At 66.8% G+C, this 18700-nt stretch carries 17 protein-coding genes and 1 tRNA gene; 12 read left to right on the forward strand and 6 right to left on the reverse strand.

Features of this window, described 5'->3' with window-relative positions:
• Positions 1 to 364 precede the first annotated feature (364 nt).
• Positions 365 to 850 (reverse strand): C40 family peptidase, encoded by a 486-nt coding sequence (locus tag DLM85_RS19230; protein ID WP_243636047.1) that lies wholly within the window; start codon positions 848 to 850, stop codon positions 365 to 367.
• A 405-nt stretch (positions 851 to 1255) separates the two neighbouring features.
• Here DLM85_RS19230 and DLM85_RS19235 point away from each other — a divergent pair, with 405 nt between their 5' ends.
• A complete protein-coding gene (locus tag DLM85_RS19235; RefSeq protein ID WP_207891063.1) occupies positions 1256 to 1654 on the forward strand; it encodes a hypothetical protein in 399 nt (132 codons plus the stop codon).
• Positions 1655 to 1766: 112 nt separating this feature from the next.
• The gene (locus DLM85_RS19240) at positions 1767 to 2024 is read left to right on the forward strand and encodes a hypothetical protein (RefSeq protein WP_111479799.1); all 258 of its coding nucleotides are present in this window, start codon (positions 1767 to 1769) and stop codon (positions 2022 to 2024) included.
• Between the two features lie 85 nt (positions 2025 to 2109).
• Here DLM85_RS19240 and DLM85_RS19245 read toward each other — a convergent pair.
• Positions 2110 to 2185 (reverse strand) — tRNA-Thr (locus DLM85_RS19245).
• Positions 2186 to 2357: 172 nt separating this feature from the next.
• Here DLM85_RS19245 and DLM85_RS19250 point away from each other — a divergent pair.
• From DLM85_RS19250 to DLM85_RS19285, 8 genes are all read left to right on the forward strand, one after another.
• Complete coding sequence (locus DLM85_RS19250; protein ID WP_111479800.1) at positions 2358 to 2810, forward strand: hypothetical protein; 453 nt, start codon at positions 2358 to 2360, stop codon at positions 2808 to 2810.
• 110 nt (positions 2811 to 2920) lie between these two features.
• Positions 2921 to 3691, forward strand: a complete 771-nt coding sequence (locus DLM85_RS19255; RefSeq protein ID WP_111479801.1) for an FkbM family methyltransferase — start codon at positions 2921 to 2923, stop codon at positions 3689 to 3691.
• Positions 3691 to 3999 carry a DUF4834 family protein gene (locus DLM85_RS19260; RefSeq protein ID WP_111479802.1) on the forward strand — a complete coding sequence of 103 codons (309 nt, stop codon included), beginning with the start codon at positions 3691 to 3693 and terminating at the stop codon, positions 3997 to 3999. Before DLM85_RS19255 ends, DLM85_RS19260 begins: the two co-directional genes overlap by 1 nt.
• Positions 4000 to 4183: 184 nt before the next feature.
• On the forward strand, positions 4184 to 6805 hold the full coding sequence (locus tag DLM85_RS19265) for a YfhO family protein (protein ID WP_111479803.1): 2622 nt from the start codon (positions 4184 to 4186) through the stop codon (positions 6803 to 6805).
• 351 nt (positions 6806 to 7156) lie between these two features.
• Positions 7157 to 8083 carry a 1-aminocyclopropane-1-carboxylate deaminase/D-cysteine desulfhydrase gene (locus DLM85_RS19270; RefSeq protein ID WP_243636049.1) on the forward strand — a complete coding sequence of 309 codons (927 nt, stop codon included), beginning with the start codon at positions 7157 to 7159 and terminating at the stop codon, positions 8081 to 8083.
• A gap of 31 nt (positions 8084 to 8114) precedes the next feature.
• Complete coding sequence (locus DLM85_RS19275; RefSeq protein ID WP_111479804.1) at positions 8115 to 8747, forward strand: DUF4230 domain-containing protein; 633 nt, start codon at positions 8115 to 8117, stop codon at positions 8745 to 8747.
• 171 nt (positions 8748 to 8918) lie between these two features.
• Positions 8919 to 9464 (forward strand): cupin domain-containing protein, encoded by a 546-nt coding sequence (locus DLM85_RS19280; protein ID WP_111479805.1) that lies wholly within the window; start codon positions 8919 to 8921, stop codon positions 9462 to 9464.
• Positions 9465 to 9521: 57 nt separating this feature from the next.
• On the forward strand, positions 9522 to 9929 hold the full coding sequence (locus DLM85_RS19285; protein ID WP_111479806.1) for a hypothetical protein: 408 nt from the start codon (positions 9522 to 9524) through the stop codon (positions 9927 to 9929).
• 5 nt (positions 9930 to 9934) lie between these two features.
• On the opposite strand, the gene DLM85_RS19290 is transcribed toward DLM85_RS19285, so the two are convergent.
• Positions 9935 to 10444: a regulatory protein RecX gene (locus DLM85_RS19290; RefSeq protein ID WP_111479807.1), complete on the reverse strand. Its 510-nt coding sequence runs from the start codon at positions 10442 to 10444 to the stop codon at positions 9935 to 9937.
• Between the two features lie 567 nt (positions 10445 to 11011).
• Here DLM85_RS19290 and DLM85_RS19295 point away from each other — a divergent pair.
• Positions 11012 to 13624, forward strand: a complete 2613-nt coding sequence (locus tag DLM85_RS19295; protein WP_165822213.1) for a DUF5686 and carboxypeptidase regulatory-like domain-containing protein — start codon at positions 11012 to 11014, stop codon at positions 13622 to 13624.
• A 5-nt stretch (positions 13625 to 13629) separates the two neighbouring features.
• On the opposite strand, the gene DLM85_RS19300 is transcribed toward DLM85_RS19295, so the two are convergent.
• The 3 genes from DLM85_RS19300 to DLM85_RS19310 are packed head-to-tail and all read right to left on the reverse strand — an operon-like array spanning position 13630 to position 15614.
• On the reverse strand, positions 13630 to 14319 hold the full coding sequence (locus DLM85_RS19300; protein ID WP_133257156.1) for a hypothetical protein: 690 nt from the start codon (positions 14317 to 14319) through the stop codon (positions 13630 to 13632).
• A 5-nt stretch (positions 14320 to 14324) separates the two neighbouring features.
• Positions 14325 to 15089 (reverse strand): LVIVD repeat-containing protein, encoded by a 765-nt coding sequence (locus tag DLM85_RS19305; RefSeq protein WP_111479810.1) that lies wholly within the window; start codon positions 15087 to 15089, stop codon positions 14325 to 14327.
• A gap of 15 nt (positions 15090 to 15104) precedes the next feature.
• A complete protein-coding gene (locus DLM85_RS19310; protein WP_133257157.1) occupies positions 15105 to 15614 on the reverse strand; it encodes an LVIVD repeat-containing protein in 510 nt (169 codons plus the stop codon).
• A gap of 221 nt (positions 15615 to 15835) precedes the next feature.
• Between DLM85_RS19310 and DLM85_RS19315 the strand changes: the two genes are divergently transcribed.
• Complete coding sequence (locus tag DLM85_RS19315; protein WP_111479812.1) at positions 15836 to 18337, forward strand: bifunctional UDP-N-acetylmuramoyl-tripeptide:D-alanyl-D-alanine ligase/alanine racemase; 2502 nt, start codon at positions 15836 to 15838, stop codon at positions 18335 to 18337.
• The last annotated feature ends 363 nt before the right edge of the window (positions 18338 to 18700 follow it).

The following is an 18700-nucleotide window of genomic DNA, read 5'->3' on the forward strand; positions in this document are numbered from 1 at the left end:
AGCGTCTGCAGGCTTTCCCAGGCTTCGTGGGCAATATGGCCGACGTCCTTCTTGGCGCTGGCTTTCTGATAGGCGTCGTTGAGCAGTTGCTTGATGCGCAGCGGCTGCTTGAGGTAGCTTTCGGCCTTGCTCAGAAAGCCCTTAAAAAGCGGCGACGACGCAATTCGTTCGCCGTCGGGAGTGGATGTAGCCATGGTATGAAAGGAGTTGAGAGAACAAACAAAAGCCCGCCGCCGAAGCAGCCGGCGGCTGCCGTGCTATACTGTTTCGCGCCAAAATAGTTATCGGGCGCTATTTCCACCGGGCTATAAACAAAAAGCCCCGGCTCAGGGAGCAGGGGCTTCGCAGAACAGGCTGTTGAGAGCTATTCGACGTTGACGCGGCCGGCCGCGTAGAAATTGCGGTGGTAGTAGGGCTGCTCCAGCGAGCTGACCATCACGCCGCCGTTGGTGGCCGAGTGGGCAAACTTGCCGTCCTTCAGGTAGATGCCGACGTGGTAAATGGGCTGGCCCGGGCCGCGGCGGAAAAACACCAGGTCGCCGGTCTTCATCTCGTCCTTGGCTACGCGCGTGGCGTTGCTGAACATGGAGCGGGAGCTGTGCACCAGGTTGACGCCGTACACTTCCTTAAAGACGCGGGTTACGAAGCCAGAGCAGTCGGTGCCGCTCTTGCTGTTGGAGCCGAAGCGGTAGGGCGTGCCCAGCCATTCGGTGATGGTGCGCAGCAGCGAGGCGTTGTCCTCGTAGTCGGCGCGGATGCCGAGGGCCTGCGAGTAGTAGCCGACGTTCAGCGAGTCGCGGAAATCCTCGCTGCCCCCGTCGGGCAGGGCGAAAAGCGACGCTTCAGCCATGGCCGGCAAACCGGCCGGGCGGGAATCAGGAGCGTAGTCAAAGAAAAAAGAAAGGGCCAGTGAAACAGCGGCGAGGCAACACAAAAAGGTATTCTTCATTGTCCGTCGTGTGGGTAGTGGATCCGCTCCCAGGCGGCGGTCCGGCAGGACCGGGTGGCGTACTTTTCTTCTCTAGAAGATGCCGTTGGAGAAAGTGAAAAAGAGGTTTTTTTCAACCGGTCCGGAAAGATTCTATCCGGGCCGATAGGGTAAAGCTAGCCGCCGACCCGTTGCAGTCCAAGCTTTCGGCGCAGAAAAGCCGAATATTCCTTCTAATATTCAATTCGGTGGCAGAATAGTATTGCTGAGGTTGCCAACCTTGGGCTACTTGTTTCGTATCCTGTTGTCTTTCAATCAGCTCGTACGGTGGAGCTTCCCCGCATTGTCGAAAACTCGCCGCTGGCCCGGTTGGCCCGCCTGAAACTGGGCCAGGGCAACGTAGCCATGGTGCTGGGCAAAACCATTCACCTGAGCGGCGTCACGCGGGAGCAATTTCTGCGGGAGCCCTCGTGGGTGGCGCACGAAATGTGCCACATCCGGCAGGTGCAGGAGCGCGGCGTGCTGCGGTTTCTGTGGGAATACCTGGTCGAGTCGGCGCGGGTGGGCTACTACGCCAACCGCTTCGAGGTGGAAGCCCGCGAGGCCGGCCTGCGCGACGCGGCCGCGTACGCCGCCCTGCTGCAGGTGCCGCTGCCCGCCGGCCCGGGCCGCGGGGCATCGGAGCATGCCTCGGCCGGCCACAACCGGCCCGACGTGGTGGTGTAGGGCGGCCACTCATTCGCTGATTTGCTGTAACCTGCGGGGCGCGTTTTACGAATATGCTACCCGACGGCCGGGCTGCCCCGGCTACCCTCTGAACCCCAAAACTCCGATCAACATGGCTACGCAAAACACCCCCGATTTCAAAGGCTCCAGCAGCAGCGACGTGCAAGGTCAGCAGCACCAGCAGCCGGCTTCCATTCAGGACAAAGCCAGCGGCCTGCTCAGCGGCCTGAACGGGCAGCTGAAAACCTTCGGTGACTCGGCCGCCGGCCAGCTCGGCAAACTCAGCACCACCCAGAAAGTAGTGGGCGGCCTGGCCCTGGCCGCCGGCATCAGCTGGCTGAGCAAGGCCATGAACAAGCGCAGCGCTTAAGCCACGGCCCACCAGCGGGCCTGAAATGCTGGTCTGAAAAACGCAACAAGGCCCGTCTCCGAGAGGAAACGGGCCTTGTTGTTTGTGGAGCCTGCTATTGGACTCGAACCAACGACCTGCTCATTACGAATGAGCTGCTCTACCAACTGAGCTAAGCAGGCTTCTGTCCCGGCCGGAGCGTATGCGCCGTTCGGGGCTGCAAATATAAAAAGCCGTTTTCAAACGACGCAACCCAGCGGCTGAAAAAAATATCCGGCCGGCCTAACCCGGGCGGGCCGCGTGCGTTTCGACTAACACCCCACGCGGCCCCGCGGCCGCCAATTGCAAGCACTTATGGCTGATTCTCATTCGGATGACCTTATTCAGGCTCTAGTCAGCGGCCTGAGCGGCTCGGTGGTACTGACGCTGGTACACCAAGCCGCCAAGGAGCTAAGCCCCGACGCCCCGCGCATGGACGTGCTGGGCGTGCGCGGCCTGCGCAAGCTGCTGGCTGCCGCCGATGCCCCGCAACCCGGCCCCGAAACCGCCTACAACGTGACCATGGCCGGCGACCTGCTGGTCAACGGCCTCTACTACAGCCTGGTGGGCTCGGGGCCCGACGCGTGGTGGCGCGGCGCGGCCCTGGGCGTAGCGGCCGGCGTGGGCGGGGTGGTGCTGCCCGGTCCGCTCGGCCTGGGCGACGGCCCCAGCAACCGCACCCCGCAAACCAAGCTGATGACCGTGGCCTGGTACACGCTGGGCGGGCTGGTGGCGGCGGGCGTGTCGCGCTGGTGGGCCAGGAAGTGACAGAGTGAAATGGTGAGGTGGTGAACTAGTGAGTTTGACGTTCGGGTAATTCGGACGACACTCACTATTTCACTATCTCGCCATTTCACCACTCGTACCTTTGCCGGCACATGAAGGCATTGCGCAAACTGTTGGTCAGCACCCTGGGCTTCGAGCGGTATATCCGGCTGGCTAGCTACGCCTACCTGCGCCTGGTGGCGGCGGGTTGGGGCCGCAGCAAGTACCCCGAGCTGTTTTTCCTGGAAAAGCTGGTGAAGCCCGGCGACGTGTGCCTCGATATCGGCGCCAACCTGGGCTACTACTCCGTGGCTTTGTCGCGGCTGGTGGGGCCGGCGGGCAAGGTGCTGGCGGTGGAGCCGGTGCCGCTGTTTCAGCGCATCTGGGAGGATAACGTGCGCCTGAGCGGGCACGACAACCTGCTGCTGCTGCCCTACGCCCTCGGGGGCAACAACGACACCGTGCGCATGGGCACGCCGGCCCGCAACGGCCTGCTGCACCACGGCATGACCAAGGTGGCCGACAGCAGCCCCACCGAGCAGTACGCGCAGTTCTACGAGGTGCCCATGCGCGTGCCCGACGAGCTATTGGCCGACTTCACCCGCCTGGATTTCGTGAAGTGCGACGTGGAGGGTTTCGAGTACGAAGTGTTCCGGCACATGCAACAGACGCTGCGCCGCCACCGTCCTGTGATTCAGACCGAGCTGAACGGCCTCGATAACCGCCGCCGGGTGGCCGGGCTGCTGGCCGAGCTGGGCTACCGCCCCTACGTGCTTGAAACCCAATCGGGCCCGGCGCGGTTAGTACCCTGTCCGCCGGCCGTGCTCGAGGGCCCCGCCGACCGCGACTTTTACTTCAAACCCGACGCTGAACCTGTAAGCTGATGAGCTTTATTTCGTTTCTGCTGGTTTCCTTTCTGATTTTCTGGGTGTTGCGCCTGGTGCTGCCGTACGTGCTGCGCTACGTGCTCACGGCCTTCGTGCGCAAGCAGATGCGCACCGGCGGCATACCCTTCGGGGCCGAAGCGGCCGACTTCGGTCAGCAGGCGCCGCCCCGCTACGAGCGGCCTGGCCCGCGCCCCACCGCGCCCAGCGGCGAGGTGCGGGTGGATTACGTGCCGCCCAAAGCGCCGCGCCAGGCCAAAAAGGAATTCCGCGGCGGTGACTACGTCGAGTTCGAGGAAGTGAAATAATCGACCTACCTTCGGGCTTCAAGCCCGGCTGGCGCCTGCCGGCCGGGCTTTTTTTGCGGATAACCATTCGGGTAATGCCCGCTTCTCAATAGCTCAGGGTTTAAACCCTGAGCTATTGAGGCGTTAGGCGCCGTTGGGTATCTATCGTTCTGGTACCGACTACTCACTACCGACTACTTTTTCCATGCCCTCCCCAGTCGTTTCGCCGACTCCGGCTGCCGCGGCGCCGCAGCCGCTCTGGTCGCGCCTGCTGCCTCACCTGCTGGCCGTGGCCTTCCTGCTCGTGCTGGCCGTGCTGTACTTCTCGCCCATCGTGTTCGGGGGCAAAACGCTCAGCCAGCACGACATCGTGCAGTTCAACGGCGGGGCCCGCGAGGCGCTGCTGTTCCGGGAGAATACCGGGCAGGAAGCCCTGTGGACCAACTCCATGTTCTCGGGCATGCCCACCTACCTGATCAGCACCCGCTTCCCCGGCGACCTGACGGTGTACCTGACCAGCATCTTCACCTTCGGCCTGCCGCCGATTGTGGCCAACCTGTTTGCGGCCCTGTTCTGCGGCTACCTGCTGTTTGCGGCCCTGGGCATGCGGCCGCTGGTGGCGCTGGTCGGGGCCGTTGCCATCGGCTTTACCAGCTACAACCTGATCATCCTCGCCGCCGGGCACAACTCCAAGTCCTACGCCCTGGCCTACGCGCCGCTGGTGCTGGCGGGCCTGCTGGTCACGTTCCGGCGCAACTGGCTGGCCGGCGGCGTACTCTTCGCCCTGGGCCTGACCATGAACATCCGGGCCAATCACCTGCAGATTACCTACTACTTGCTGCTGCTGGTGCTGGTGTTCGGCATCGTGGAACTGATTTTTGCTTTGCGCGAAAAGCGCCTCGCGGAGTTTCTGCGCAACACCGCCGTGCTGGCCGTGGGCGCGCTGCTGGCCGTGGGCGTGAGCTTCGGCCGCCTCTACACCACCGCCGAGTACGGCAAATACAGCATCCGGGGCCGCTCGGAGCTGAAGACGCCCGCGCCGGCCCAGCCCGGGCAGGCACCGGCCGCCGCCGAAGAAGCCGGCTCGGGCCTCGACCACGACTATGCCTTCTCCTACAGCTACGGGGTGGGGGAGACGCTCACCCTGCTCATTCCGAACTACTACGGCGGCGCCTCCACCAGCAAGCTGGCCGCCGACTCGAACACCGGCAAGGCCCTGAGTGGCATGGTCGATCCGGCGCAGCTGGACCAGTACCTGGCCGGCATGCCCACTTACTGGGGCGACCAGCCCATTACCAGCGGCCCGGTGTACGTGGGCGCGGTGGTGGTGCTGCTGTTCGTGCTCGGCGTGTTCGTGGCCGACCGCCGCACCCGCACCTGGCTGCTGGCCGCCACGCTTTTCTCCATCGTGCTGGCCTGGGGCAAGAACTTCGCCTCGTTCAATGACCTGATGTTCGACTTCTTCCCGGGCTACAACAAGTTCCGGGCGGTGTCGATGGCCCTGACCATTGCCCAGCTGGCCATGCCGCTGCTGGCCGTGCTGGCCCTGGCCCGGGTGCTGCGCGCCCGCCCGGCCGCGGCGGCCCCGCTGGTGGCCGGCCTGCCCGTGGCCCAGAAGGACACGCCCGAAGTGGCCGGCCTGCGCCGGCACCTGCTGCTGGCCGTGGGCATCACCGCCGGCCTGTGCCTGCTGGCCCTGGTGTTCAGCCTCGGCAGCGACTTTGCCGGCCCCGTCGACAGCCAGCTGCCGCAGGGCTTCCCGCTGGATGCGCTGCGCCAGGACCGCGCCGCCCTGCTGCGCACCGACGTGTTCCGCTCCATCTTCTTTATCGTGGCCACGGCCGGGGTGCTCTGGTTCTACCTCAGCCGCAAGCTCGGCCTGACGCTGGCCGCCGCGCTGGTGGGCCTGCTGGTGCTGGCCGACCTCTGGACGGCCGACAAGCGCTACCTGGGCGAGGGCAACTTCACTACCCAGACCGTAACCGAGCAGTTTGCGCCCACCAAGGCCGACGAGCAGATCCTGGCCGACAAAACCCTGCACTACCGGGTGCTGAACCTGGCCAACCCCTTCAACGACGCCCAGACGTCCTACCTGCACAAAAGCATCGGCGGCTACCACGGCGCCAAGCTGCGCCGCTACCAGGAACTGATTGAGCGGCAGATCAGCCCCGAGATGCAGCAGCTGTTTCAGCAGCTCTCGACCACCGGCCAGGTGGGCAACCCGCGGGTGCTGAACATGCTCAACGCCCGCTACTTCATCAGCCCGCCCCAGCAGAACGGCGAGACGCAGGCCATTCCGAACGCCGGCGCCCTGGGTAATGCCTGGTTTGTGAGCAAGGTGCAGCCGGTGCAGAACCCCGACCAGGAAATAGCCGCGCTGAGCACCTTCGACCCGGCCACCACGGCCGTGGTCGACGTGAGCAAGTTTCCGCAAACGACGACCAGCTACGACCCGGCCGGCTCCACCATTCAGCTCACCAGCTACTCGCCCAACGAGCTGAAGTACAACGCTAATGCCGCTCGCCCGGGTTTGGTAGTCTTCTCCGAAATCTACTACGCCGACGGCTGGAACGCCTACCTCGACGGCCAGCTGGTGCCGCACCTGCGCGCCAACTACGTGCTGCGGGCCCTGCCCGTGCCGGCCGGCCGGCACACCATCGAATTCAAGTTCGAGCCCAAGGAGTATCGCCTCGGCAACATCATCTCGATGGTGTCGTCGGTGCTGCTGTTCCTGGTAGTTATCGGCGGGGTGGTCTTCGTGCTGCGCCGCGGCAGCCCTCCTGCCGCCGCGGCCCCCGCCGACAACGACGACCTGCTGGCGGCGTAGGTGCCGATGCCCGGCCGGAAGCTGCCGCCGACTTGCTAAAACGGAGTCGCGCCAGCCCTGCTTGCCCGGGGAGTCGTCCTGGTTACGACTCCCCGGGTATTTTTTATCCGGCGGGTCCTCTCTGCCACGACGGCGCTCGGAATTTTTACCCGGGCACTGGTGTACAAGAGGGCTCCGCGGGTAGAATTTGCCCGGTGAGTTGGTGGCAGCACAACTGATTGGGCAAGTTCTGCCCGGTTAGTGGTCGGCGCTGCTCAACCGGTCATCTTTTTTACAGCCGGGCGGGTAAGTTTTCCGCGCCCGGCCGTACAATTCACCCGGCTGTTCCTCACCTGCCTTATTATACTGCCCTTGCCTGCTGCCCCGTTTCTGCAAGACCTGGCCGAGTCCGCCGCCGAGCGGCGCGGCGTGCGCCTGCGTTTGCTACGCGACGACTGGCAGCACCCCGAGCTGCCCGGCAACAAGTGGCGCAAGCTCAAATACAACCTGTTGGCCGCCCGCGAGCAGGGCCACGACGCGCTGCTGACCTTCGGCGGAGCTTACTCCAACCACCTGGCCGCCGTGGCCGCTGCCGGGCGCCTGCAGGGCTTCCGCACCCTGGGCGTGGTGCGGGGCGAAGAAGCCCCGGCGCTGAGCCCCACCCTGCAGCAGTGCCGCGCCGACGGCATGCAGCTGCACTTCGTGAGCCGCGAGGCCTACCGTCGGCGCAACGACCCCGCCTGGGTGGCCGAGCTGCTGACCACTCTGGGCCCGGCCTACGTGCTGCCCGAAGGCGGCACCAATGCTCTGGCCCTGCGCGGGGTGGCCGAGCTGGTGCAGGAGCTGAACGCCGCCGGCGAAGCCTACGATGCCCTGACCGTGGCCTGCGGCACTGGCGGCACCCTGGCGGGCCTGCTTACCGGCCTCGACGGCCGCCGGCAGGCCGTGGGCGTAGCCGCGCTGAAGGGCGCCGACTGGCTGCGCACCGAAGTGGACGCGCTGACCGAGCAGGCCGTGGGCCGGCGCTACGCCAACTACCACCTGCACCACGGCGCCCACTTCGGCGGCTACGCCAGCTACTCGACGGAGCTGCTGGGCTTTATCGAGGAGTTCTACCTGCGCCACCGCGTCGTGCTCGACCCGGTGTATACCGGCAAGCTGCTGGTGGGCACGCTGCAGCTGATCGAGGCCGGGCATTTCGCGCCGGGCAGCACGGTGGTGGCGGTGCACACCGGCGGGCTGCAGGGCTGGGCGGGTTTTCAGCAGCGGTTCGGCAGCTATCCGCCCGCGGCCGTATAGCAGCAGAGTTGCTCATCGTTTAGTTGCGGGTATGTCCCTTGTTCGTTTGCTGCGGCGCGTGCTGCCGCTGGTGTTTTTGCTGGCCCTGGGCTGGTTTCTGTGGCAGAAGGTGGCCGGCACCCTCACCGAGCTGAACCCGCTCAACCCCGCCCCGCGCGTGACGGTGAGCCACAATACGGTGCTGGAAAAAATCGAGGGGCTGGGCCGACTGGAGCTGGTGCGCTACCAGTTCAAGGACATCGTGGAGTACAAAAGGAGCACTTACCGCTTCCTGCCCGACGCCAAAGTGGCCCTCATCGTGGCCGGCGAGGCCGTGGGCTGCCTGGACCTGCGCCAGGTGAAGGCCACCGACGTGGTTTTCGAGGGCGACTCGGTGGTGCGCGTGGCGTTGCCCAAAGCCGAGCTGTGCACCTGGCGCGTCGACCACAACCGCAGCCGGGTGTACGGGGTCGAAAACGGCTTTTTTCAGGACGCCGAACTGGTGGACCAGGGCTACAAGTACGCCGAGGCCAACGTGAAGCGCGCCGCCCTGCAGTCGGGCATCCTGGCCCAGACGGAGCGCAACGCCCAGCAGATTCTGCGGCCCATGCTCGAAACCCTCACCGGCCGCCGCGTGATACTGGTGCCGCAGACGGCCCCGCCGGTGCGCGGCCCGCGCGGCTAGAGCAGCGCAGCCGCACATATTGATGCGAGGCGCAGCGGCCCGCAGGCACCGGTAACGCCTCTATCGGCCGCAATGGCGTTGACGAGCTGCATTTTATGTGATGCCGCGCGCTTGGCCGCCGCGGGGCGCGCGGGGTAGATTTGGGGACGCTCCCGCCCAACCCTGCCCGCTATGAAAACTCCCGCCATACCTGCCGCCGGCCCGCTGAGAGCCGCTGCCCCGGCCGTCGAAATAGTCGAACCCACGCTGATGCCCGGCCGCCAGCCGCTGCTGCGGCACCGCTGCCTGCAGCATTCGTGGTGGCATCGGGGCAGCCTGGTCACGCCCCTGGTCACCGGCGCCGATTCGCTGGGCGAGTTTGCCCTGCTCGACGTGAGCCTGCAGCGCGGCTGCGAGCTGCCCCCGCACACCCACCGCTGCGAGGATGAAACCTACGTGGTGCTGGAAGGCCGCCTGCGCTTCTACGTGGACAACGACGTGCTGCCCGCTGGCCCCGGCGACACCATGCACCTGCCCCGTCACCGCCGCCACTGGTTTCGCCTCGAATCGGACTACGCCCGCGTGCTGCTGCACGTGGCGCCGGCGGGCCTCGAGCACTTCTACCGCGCGCTGAGCGAGCCGGCCCAGGCCCTGATTGTGCCGCCGCTGCCCCCCGCCGAGCCCGACCCGGCGCCCCTCGCGGCGGTGGCGGCCCGGTTCGGCCTGTGCTTCGACTGAGGGCGGTGCCGGCCGCCGACACCTACCTTGCGGGCCCGACCGTCAACGCCGCCGCTTATGGATACCGTCGACTACCCCCGCACCCTGCCCTGGGTGGGCCACCTGCGCTGCCCGCACTGCCAGCACCCGAACGAAGCCTGGCGCTCCAGCGGGATGAGCGAGTGTTTCCCGCATTTCTACTGCTCCGTTTGCTCCAACGTGGTGCACCGCGAGGCCGACAAGGCGACGGTGTGGGACGCGGCTACCCCCGAGCTGCTGGCGCAGGTGGCCGCCACGTTGCCCGAGTGCCCCTGCGGCGGCCGGTTTGTGCCGGGCGCCGGGCCCAAGTGCGCGCAGTGCCGCCAGGATACCGACCTTGTGGCCGACCCGGTGGCCTACCTGCACAACCCGCACATGGTCGTGCTCGACGGCGCCTGCGTGTTTTCGGACCGGCGCGGCCCCTACCGCGTGCGCATCGTCGGCTAGGGGGCCTACGCCTCGGCTTCGCCGCCGAGCACCTCGCCTAGTGCGTCCTGAATAAACTCGCTTTCGTAGCCCTTCTGGGTGGCGTAGGCCATGAGCTTCTGGCGACGCTTGTAGGGGTGTGGCTCCTTTTCCAGGGCGTTTTTGCGCTCCAGCAGCTCTTTCAGGTTCTGGTAATACTCGTCGCCGTCGATTTCGCTCAGGCCGGCCTTGATGCAGAACTCCGAGAGGCCGCGCTGCTTCAGCTCCATGCGGATGCGGCGGCGGCCCCACTTCTTCAGCCGGTGCTTGCCGCGAGTAAAGGAGCGGGCGTACCGCTCGTCGTCGAGCAGCTTCTCGCGCACCAGTCGGATCATGATTTCGCCGGCCTCGTCCTCGTCGAGGCCGTAGCTGCGCAGCTTGTCTTCCACTTCTTTGGAGTTGCGCTCCTGGTAGGCGCAGTAGGCGGCAATCTTGGGCAGGGCTTCGCCGGGCGTGTAGGTTTTGCGCTTGCGCGGGGCCTGATCGTCGAGGGGCATGGCGGGAGGGGGCCGGAGCCGTTGGCGGGTTACGGGGTCGTCAGTGAGGGCTTACGCAGCCGCCGGCTCGGGAGCTGCCCGCATTGGGATAGGCCAAAAAAACAGCCGCCGCCCAGAAGGCGGCGGCTGTTCGCTCACATAAACAAGTTGAATCCAAAAAACAAAACCAGCGAACCAGCAGAGGTTCTTTGGGTTCAGCTGCGGCAAGGTAATACGCAGCTGTCACATTTCACACAATATTAAGGAATTAATATCCGTTGCGTGGGTTTTAGAAACGAATGGGCTCGTTTGCTGCGATGTTCGCAGCCACCACGCCCGCCGGGCTGAGAATCTGCCAGTGAATTATTCGCGTCCCGAAGTGTTGCGTAAGCCGAGCGTTTATGCGATAATACTGGGACGCGGGGCCGGTGCCCGGGCGCGTGAGCGAACAATCACCCGCCGGCCGGCCGGAAAAAATACGGCGGGGCGGGCAACGTCCGGGAGGCTTCGCTTATCTACTCCATAAATTACCCCGCTGTCTTGCGTTCCGGTCGATTCATGGTTTGTCGCTTACTCTCCCTGCTGCTTTTGCTGAGCCTCCTACCGCTGCTGGCGTCGGCCGGCGTCGTGCGTGGCCGCATCACCGACCCCAAGGGCCAGCCGCTGGGCTTCGCCAACGTGGCCGTGAAAGGTACCCCCACCAACACCGCCTCCAACGAGCAGGGCAACTACCAACTCCCGCTGGCGGCCGGCCGCTACGAGCTGGTGTTTCAGTTTGTGGGCTACAAGCCGCTGCTGCAACCGGTGCGCGTGCTGGGCGGCGACACGGCCACCGTGCTGAACGTGACGCTCACGCCCGAGCAGTACCAGCTGCGCGAAGTGGTGGTGCGGGCCAAGGACCGCGACCCGGCCTTCGCCATCGTGCAGCACGCCATCGACTGGCGCAGCTACCATAAGCGCGAGGTGGCGGCCTTCACGGCCCGCGGCTACATCAAGGCCCTGGCCCGCCTCAAGGACGTGCCGAGCAAGGTGCTGGGCCTGTTCAAGGTCGGGCCCGACCTGAAGCCGGGCATTATTTACCTGTCCGAGTCGGTGTCGGAGGTGTCGTTTCGGCAGCCCAACGTGGTGAAGGAGCGCATGATATCCTCGCGGGTGAGCGGTGACGCCAAGGCTTTCAGCCTGAACCGGGCCGGGGCGGGCCGGGGCCTGAGCTTCTACAACCCGGTGCTGAAGGTGTTTTCGGAGCGCGGCTTCGTCTCGCCGATTGCGCCCAACGCCTTCCTGTTCTACCAGTACGTGCTGGAGGGCAGCACCCAGCAGGACGGGCAGCTGATTCACAAGATTCGCGTGATTCCGCGCCGCCGCACCGACCCGGTGTTCAGCGGGCACATTTTCGTGGTGGATGGCACCTGGCGGCTGCACTCGGTGTCGCTCACGCTCAACGAGGACGCCCAGCTCGACTACGTCGACAACGTGCGCATCGACCAGCAGTTTGTGCCCGCGCCCGGCGCCCCGCACGCCTGGGTGCTGCAAAGCCAGACGCTGACGGCCAACATCTCGGCGTTCGGCTTCAAGGGCAACGCCTACCTGACGGCTATGTTTTCGCAGTACCGCGTGACGCCGACCTACCCCAGCCGCCCCGAGCCGGCCGCCCCGGCCCCGGCCGCGCCCTCGAACGAGCCCGTGCACGCCGAAACCGTGGCCGAGGCCCGGCAGCAGCGCCCGGCCGCCCGCCAGGCCAGCCGGCAGGCCAAGCGCCAGAGCCGCAAAACCGTGCAGGCCGCCCTCGATTCTTCGGCCCGCCGCGGCAACCTGCTGGAAGTGGAGAAGCTGGCCGCCGGCGAGGTGATGCGCGTGGAAAAGGGTGCCAACGAGCGGGACAGCGCCTACTGGAGCCAGGTGCGCCCGGTACCGCTGACCGAGGAGGAGGTGAAGGACTACCACCTCAAGGACAGCACCGAGGCCATTCGCAACTCCAAGCCCTACCAGGATTCGCTGGACCGCATCCGCAACAAGTTCAGCATGCAGCAGTTCATCTCGCTGGGCTACACCTACAACAACACCCACAAAAAGCAGATGTACCGGGCCAAACCGCTGGTGTACATGCTGCAGTACAGCACCGTGGAGGGCACCATCGTCAACCCCGAGGTGACCTACTCGCGCTACACCGACGACGAGCGGCGCTTCTGGCTGACGCCCTCGCTGCGCTACGGGGTGGCAGCCAAGCTCTTCAGCCCCTCGGTGGAGCTCAACTGGCAGCACGACGCGGTGAAGCTGGCCCGCTGGCAGGTGCAGGTGGGCCGCACCATCGAAAACTTCGACCCGAACACCCAGCTCACGCCGATTATCAACACCTCGGCCACGCTGTTTCGCAACCACAACTACGCCAAGTACTACCAGCGCCGCGGGGCCGAAATTGGCTACCTGGCGGAGGTCATCAACGGCCTGCAGGTGCGCGGGGCGGTCAGCTACTTCGACCGGCGCGAGTTGGACAACGCCACCATCAACCTGATCCGCGACATTCCGGGCCGGGCCTTCACGCCCAACGACCCGGTGGCGCTGGAGTTGCCCGGCGGCACCGGCTTCGGGCGCAGCCGGGCGCTGAGCTCGGAGCTGTGGCTGAGCTGGCGCCCCGGGCAGCGCTACATCACCCGCCCCGACGGCAAAATCAACCTTGGCTCGCGCTACCCCACCTTCCGCCTGACCTGGCGGCAGGGCTGGCACGCCCCCGGCTCCGACGTGCAGTATACCTTCCTGGAAGCGGGCATCCGACAAACGGTGCAGTTCGGGCTGCTCGGCACCAGCTCGTATCGCCTGAGCGCGGGCGGCTTTCTGGGCAAGCCGCAGCTGGCTTTCATGGACTACCGGCAGTTTTCGGGCAACCGCTTTTTCCTGGCCGCCGACTTCACCCGCTTCCAGCTGCTCGATTACTACAAGTACGCCACGCGGGAGCGGTTCGTGGAAGGCCACTTCGACCACCACTTCAACGGCTTCTTCCTAAACAAAATCCCGCTGATGCGCCGGCTGAAGTGGCAGGAAGTGGGCTCGGTAAACTACCTCTACACGCCCACCGCCGGCCAGTACGCGGAGCTGGGCGCCGGCATCGAGCACATCTTCAAGCTGGTGCGCGTCGATTACTACACCGCGTTTCAGCAAGGGCAGAAGCTCACGCACGGCTTCCGGCTGGGCATCGGGTTCTGAGGCCGCTACCACGCCACGCCCACGCGCAGGCCCACCGGGGTGTACTGGCCGGCGTGGCCGTAGTCAAGCGAGTTTCTTTCGTAGGACCAGCCCGCGGCCGTGGCCCGGCGGCGCGCCCAGCGGAAGCCCAGGCCCAGGTACATATCCAGAAAAACGGGCGTGTCGGGCAGAAATACCTGCCCGCCCACCACCAGCGCCGTGGCGTAGCGGCGGATGGCAGTTTGCTGCTCGCGCAGCCGGAACTCGTAGTAGGTCAGGCCGTCGTCGCGCAGCTCGGGCAGCCAGTTCTTGGCCTGGTAGTCCAGCGTGAAGCGCTGGTAGCCGCCGCCGTAGCCGACGTAAAACCCCTCCTGGGCCACCTCGCGCGGCCCGAGGAAGATGCGGTGCTGCACCTCGAGGCCGTAACCCCGCACGTGGTCGGGGGCGCCGGCGCTGATGCGCGACGTGAGGCCCTGCACCCGGCCGCCGTACCACTGCGGCGTGACGACCAGGGCGTGGCGCCTCTGCGGACCCAGCAGCTTGGCGGCGCCGAGGTGGTAGCCCCGCGCCAGCAGCGGAAACAGCCCGGCCTGCACGGAATACCCGTGCTTCGCCCCGGGGGCGGGCGGCGCGGCGGGCGCCTGGGCCCAGGCCGCGCCGCCCAGGGCCAGCAGCCCGCCGGCCACCAGCGCCCACGGCCGCAGCCGGTAACTCACGCGGCTCAATTGGTGGGCCGGATGGGCAGGTGGCTGAGCTGGCTGAGCCGGCCGCCCCGGTAGCGGTACTGGTACAGGCCGCCGGGCCCGATGGCCAGCAGCAGCCCGCGGTGCGGTATCACGTCGAACACATTCACGTCGAACGTCTGCGGCGCGGGCAGCACGGGGGCGGTGGCGGTGCTGAACACCTTTAGCTGGTCTTTGTCGCACACGAAGAGCAGCGTGCTGTCGACGCCCAGGCCTAGCGGGTGCTGCATGGGGTAGGCCTGGGCCAGCCGCGGCGCCCGCAGGTTGGCCAGGTCGATAACCTGCAGCTGATTGGGGCCGCCGCCGCAGGTGCGCCCGTCGCGCAGCGTGACGTAGGCAAAGCGGTTGTCGACCACCACCGGGTCGCAGCTGACCACGTGCTGGTAAAAGGCTACCTGCGTGGGCGCGGTGGGCGTGGAGGCGTCGAAGATGTACATGCCGCGCTGGGTGCCCAAAAACAGGTAGGGCGCCTGCGGGTAGATGGTTTCGACGCCGGGCACCAGCGGTATCACCGGGCCGGCCGCCGGGGCGGCGGGCGTGGCCAGGCTGAACAGGCGCAGGTTGCTCTCGTCGACCACGTAGAGGTTGTCGCCGAGCACGGTAAAACGGGCCAGCGAGCCGCCCTTGCCGTTGTCGGCGGCGCGGGCCGCGCTGTCGGGGCTGGCGCTGTCGGCGCTGCAGCCGCCCAGGGCCGCGCTCAGCAGGCCCAGCGCCGCGGCCGATACGATAGTGGATAGCTTCATCACGGTAGGGGCGGGTTAGAGTTTCTGCCAGCCCACCACTACCGCGTCGGCCGGGCGGTTCTGGGGCTGGTATTCGGCCGGCACCTGGCCCAGCTCGGGCATGGGCAGCTCGGGCACGGCGTTGCGCACGCGGTGCAGCAGCCGCACCTGCTGGACGTTGCTCACGTCGAAGGTCAGCAGGTCGGCGCCGCTGTCGGCGTAGAGCAGGCTGCCCTTCATGGCCACGTCCACGTTGCCGGGGATACGCACGAAGGCCAGCGGCTGCGGCTGGGCCGGGTTCTGGTTGTCGATGACGTGAAAGCCCTCGTACCGCTCATTGATGAAGATGTACGGGTCGCGCAGGTAGATTTTGCCGGTGTTGCGCATTTCCCGCGGCGGCAGCACGGCCACGGCCTGCTCCAGCTGGCTGCGCGGCATCAGAACGGGCTTGTACTGCGGCAGCGGGGGCAACCGATCCACGAACGGGCAGGCGCTCAGGCCAAGGCACAACGTCCCGGCGAGCAGCAGTGAGTAAAGTCGACGCATAGCAATCAGCGGATAAGACAACCGACCGCAGCGGCCCGCGGCCCGCCGTGCGGCGGGGCCGGGCGGTGCTACCCCGGTTGGGGTAAGAGCCCGCCGCCCGCCCGATGGTTGCACGGGTGCGGCCCGAAAAACGGGCTGCCTTTGGCGAGGCGCCAGCCCACCGCTCGGGGGCGAAGCGGCGGGGCCGGCCTACCTTTGCCAGCAGAATCCCGCTGCCGCCTATGCTTTCCTTCGCCGACCTGCCCGCCCTCACCGGCGGCGCGCTGCTGCAGGCCCCCGCCGAGGCCGCCGCGCCCGTGCTGACGCTGCTGCTCGACAGCCGCCGCGTGGCCCAGGCCGCCGGCACGCTGTTCGTGGCCCTGCGCGGCCCCCACCACGACGGCCACCAGTACCTGCCCGAGCTCTACCAGCAGGGCGTGCGGCTGTTTCTGGCCGACCGGGCCGCGCTGATTCCGGGCGGCGTGGCGGCTTACCCCGGCGCGGGCTTCGTGCTGGTGGCCGATGCCCTGACGGCCCTGCAAACCCTGGCCGCCGCGCACCGGGCCGCGTTTCCGGGGCTGCCGGTGCTGGCCGTGACGGGCTCCAACGGCAAAACCATCGTGAAGGAGTGGCTGGCCCAGCTGCTGAGCCCGGACGAGCTGATCTGCCGCTCGCCACGCTCCTACAACTCGCAGGTGGGCGTGCCGCTGAGCGTGTGGGAACTGCGCCCGGCGCACACCCTGGGCATCTTCGAGGCGGGCATTTCCGAGCCGGGCGAGATGCCGCGGCTGGCCGCCGTGATTCAGCCCACTTTGGGTTTGTTCACCAACCTCGGCCCGGCCCACGACGCGGGCTTTGCCTCGCGCCAGCAGAAGGCGGCCGAGAAGATGCAGCTGTTCCGGGGCGTCCGGACGCTGTTTTACTGCCACGACCACGCCGAGGTGCACGAGGCCGCCGCGGCGCTGCCCGCCACGGTGCAGCGCCTGACCTGGACGCGCCACGGCGCGGCCGAAGCGCAGGTGCAGGTGCGCGTGGAAGCCGGCGCCGACCCCGGGCAAACCATTGCCCACGTGCGCTACGAACAGGCCGAGCACCCGTTTACGCTGCCCTTCGCCGACGAGCCCTCGGTGGAAAACGCCCTGCACTGCCTCGCGGTGCTGCTCTGGCGCGGGCTGCCCGCCGCCGAGGTGCAGCGCCGCCTGCTGCGCCTGCAGCCGGTGGCCATGCGCCTCGAGATGAAGCAGGCCATCCACGACTGCTACGTCCTCGACGACACCTACAACAACGACCTGACCGGCCTCGATCTGGCCCTGGATGCGCTGCGCCGCCAGCCCCGCCGCGGCCGCCACACCCTCATCCTCTCCGACGTGCTCGAATCGGGCCTGCCGGCCGATGAGCTGTACCAGCGCGTGGCCGAGTTGGCCCGGCGCCACGGCGTGCAGCGCCTGCTGGCCGTAGGACCCGAAATCGGCCGGCACGCGGCCGTGCTGCGGGCGGCCGTGCCCGAGTGCGCGTTTTTTGCCGATACCGCCGCGCTGCTGCGCTGGTTTCAGCCCGACTACTTCCGCCACGAAACCATCCTGGTGAAGGGCGCCCGGCGCTTCGAGTTCGAGCGGGTGGTGACGGCCTTTCAGCGCCAGATCCACGGCACCGTGCTCGAAGTCAACCTCGATGCGCTGGTGCACAACCTCAACTACTACCGCGCCCGCCTGCAGCCCGGCACCCGGCTGATGGTGATGGTGAAGGCCTTTGCCTACGGCAGCGGCTCCTACGAAGTGGCCAGCCTGCTGGAGTTTCACCGCGTCGATTACCTCGCCGTGGCCTACACCGACGAGGGCGTGCAGCTGCGGGAGCACGGCATCTCGCTGCCCATCATGGTGATGAACCCCTCGCCGGATTCCTTCGCCCTGCTTCGCCAGTACCACCTGGAGCCCGAAATCTACTCCTTCGCCCGGCTGCGCGAGTACCTGCAGGCGGCCGAGGACGGCCCGCTGCCCGCCATTCACCTCAAGCTCGATACCGGCATGCGCCGCCTGGGCTTCGCCGAGGACGACCTGCCCGAGCTGCTGCCCCTGCTGCAGCGCCACGCCGGCACCCTGCGCGTGGCCAGCGCCCTTACCCACCTGGCCGGCGCCGACGAAGAGCAGCACAACCGCTTTTCCGAGCAGCAGCTGGCCGCCTTCCGGCGCATGACGGCCCGGCTCGAAGCGGCCCTGGGCTACCCGGTCATCAAGCACGCGCTGAACTCGCCGGGCATCATGCGCTTTCCGAAGGCGCAGTTTGATATGGTGCGCCTCGGCATCGGGCTCTACGGGGTGGAAGCGGCCGGCCTCGCGCCCGAAGCGCTGCAGCCCGTCAGCACCCTGCGCACCACCGTCTCGCAGCTCAAGCGGCTGCCGGCGGGCGAAACCGTGGGCTACGGCCGCCGCGGTGAGGCGGCCGACCACGACCGGCGCATTGCCACCCTGGCCATTGGCTACGCCGACGGCTACGACCGGCGCTTTTCGCGGGGTGGGGGCGAGGTGCTTATCCGCGGCCGGCGCGCGCCCATCATCGGCAACGTGTGCATGGACATGTGCATGGTCGACGTGACGGGCATTGCGGACGTGCAGGAGGGCGACGCGGCCGTGCTCTTCGGTGCCGGCCTGCCCCTGACGGAACTGGCCGCCCGCATCGGCACCATTCCGTACGAGCTGCTGACCAACGTGAGCGAGCGGGTCAAGCGCGTGTTTGTGGCTGAGTAAAGCCCTGGAGCCAATGCGAGCAAGCAGCCGTGGCCAAACTGCCGCGGGCGGCGTTCGGCCAGTAAATAGCGCCGTTTGACAAGGGGAGGCCGGACTTGATAAGCCGAACGGTTAACGGCCAGGCTTTCTGTGATATTTTTGATTCATTGACTCGGAGTAACCTGGGGTCGACGAGCGGTTGGCTGATCGGCGCTTCCCGTTGACATAATCAACTGCTGGCTATGCCCGCCGGGCTCGTCGCCGGGGCAAACCGCCCCCGGCGCGGGCCGGCCGTGCACCCCATACCGGGGGCGGCGGAGGCCGCTGGCGGAATGCTGGTTAGATTCATTAGGGTTTACTGGGTTATTCTGATAATAAATTTGA

Origin of the sequence: Hymenobacter edaphi, assembly GCF_003258365.1 — a bacterium.
Lineage (GTDB): Bacteria > Bacteroidota > Bacteroidia > Cytophagales > Hymenobacteraceae > Solirubrum > Solirubrum edaphi.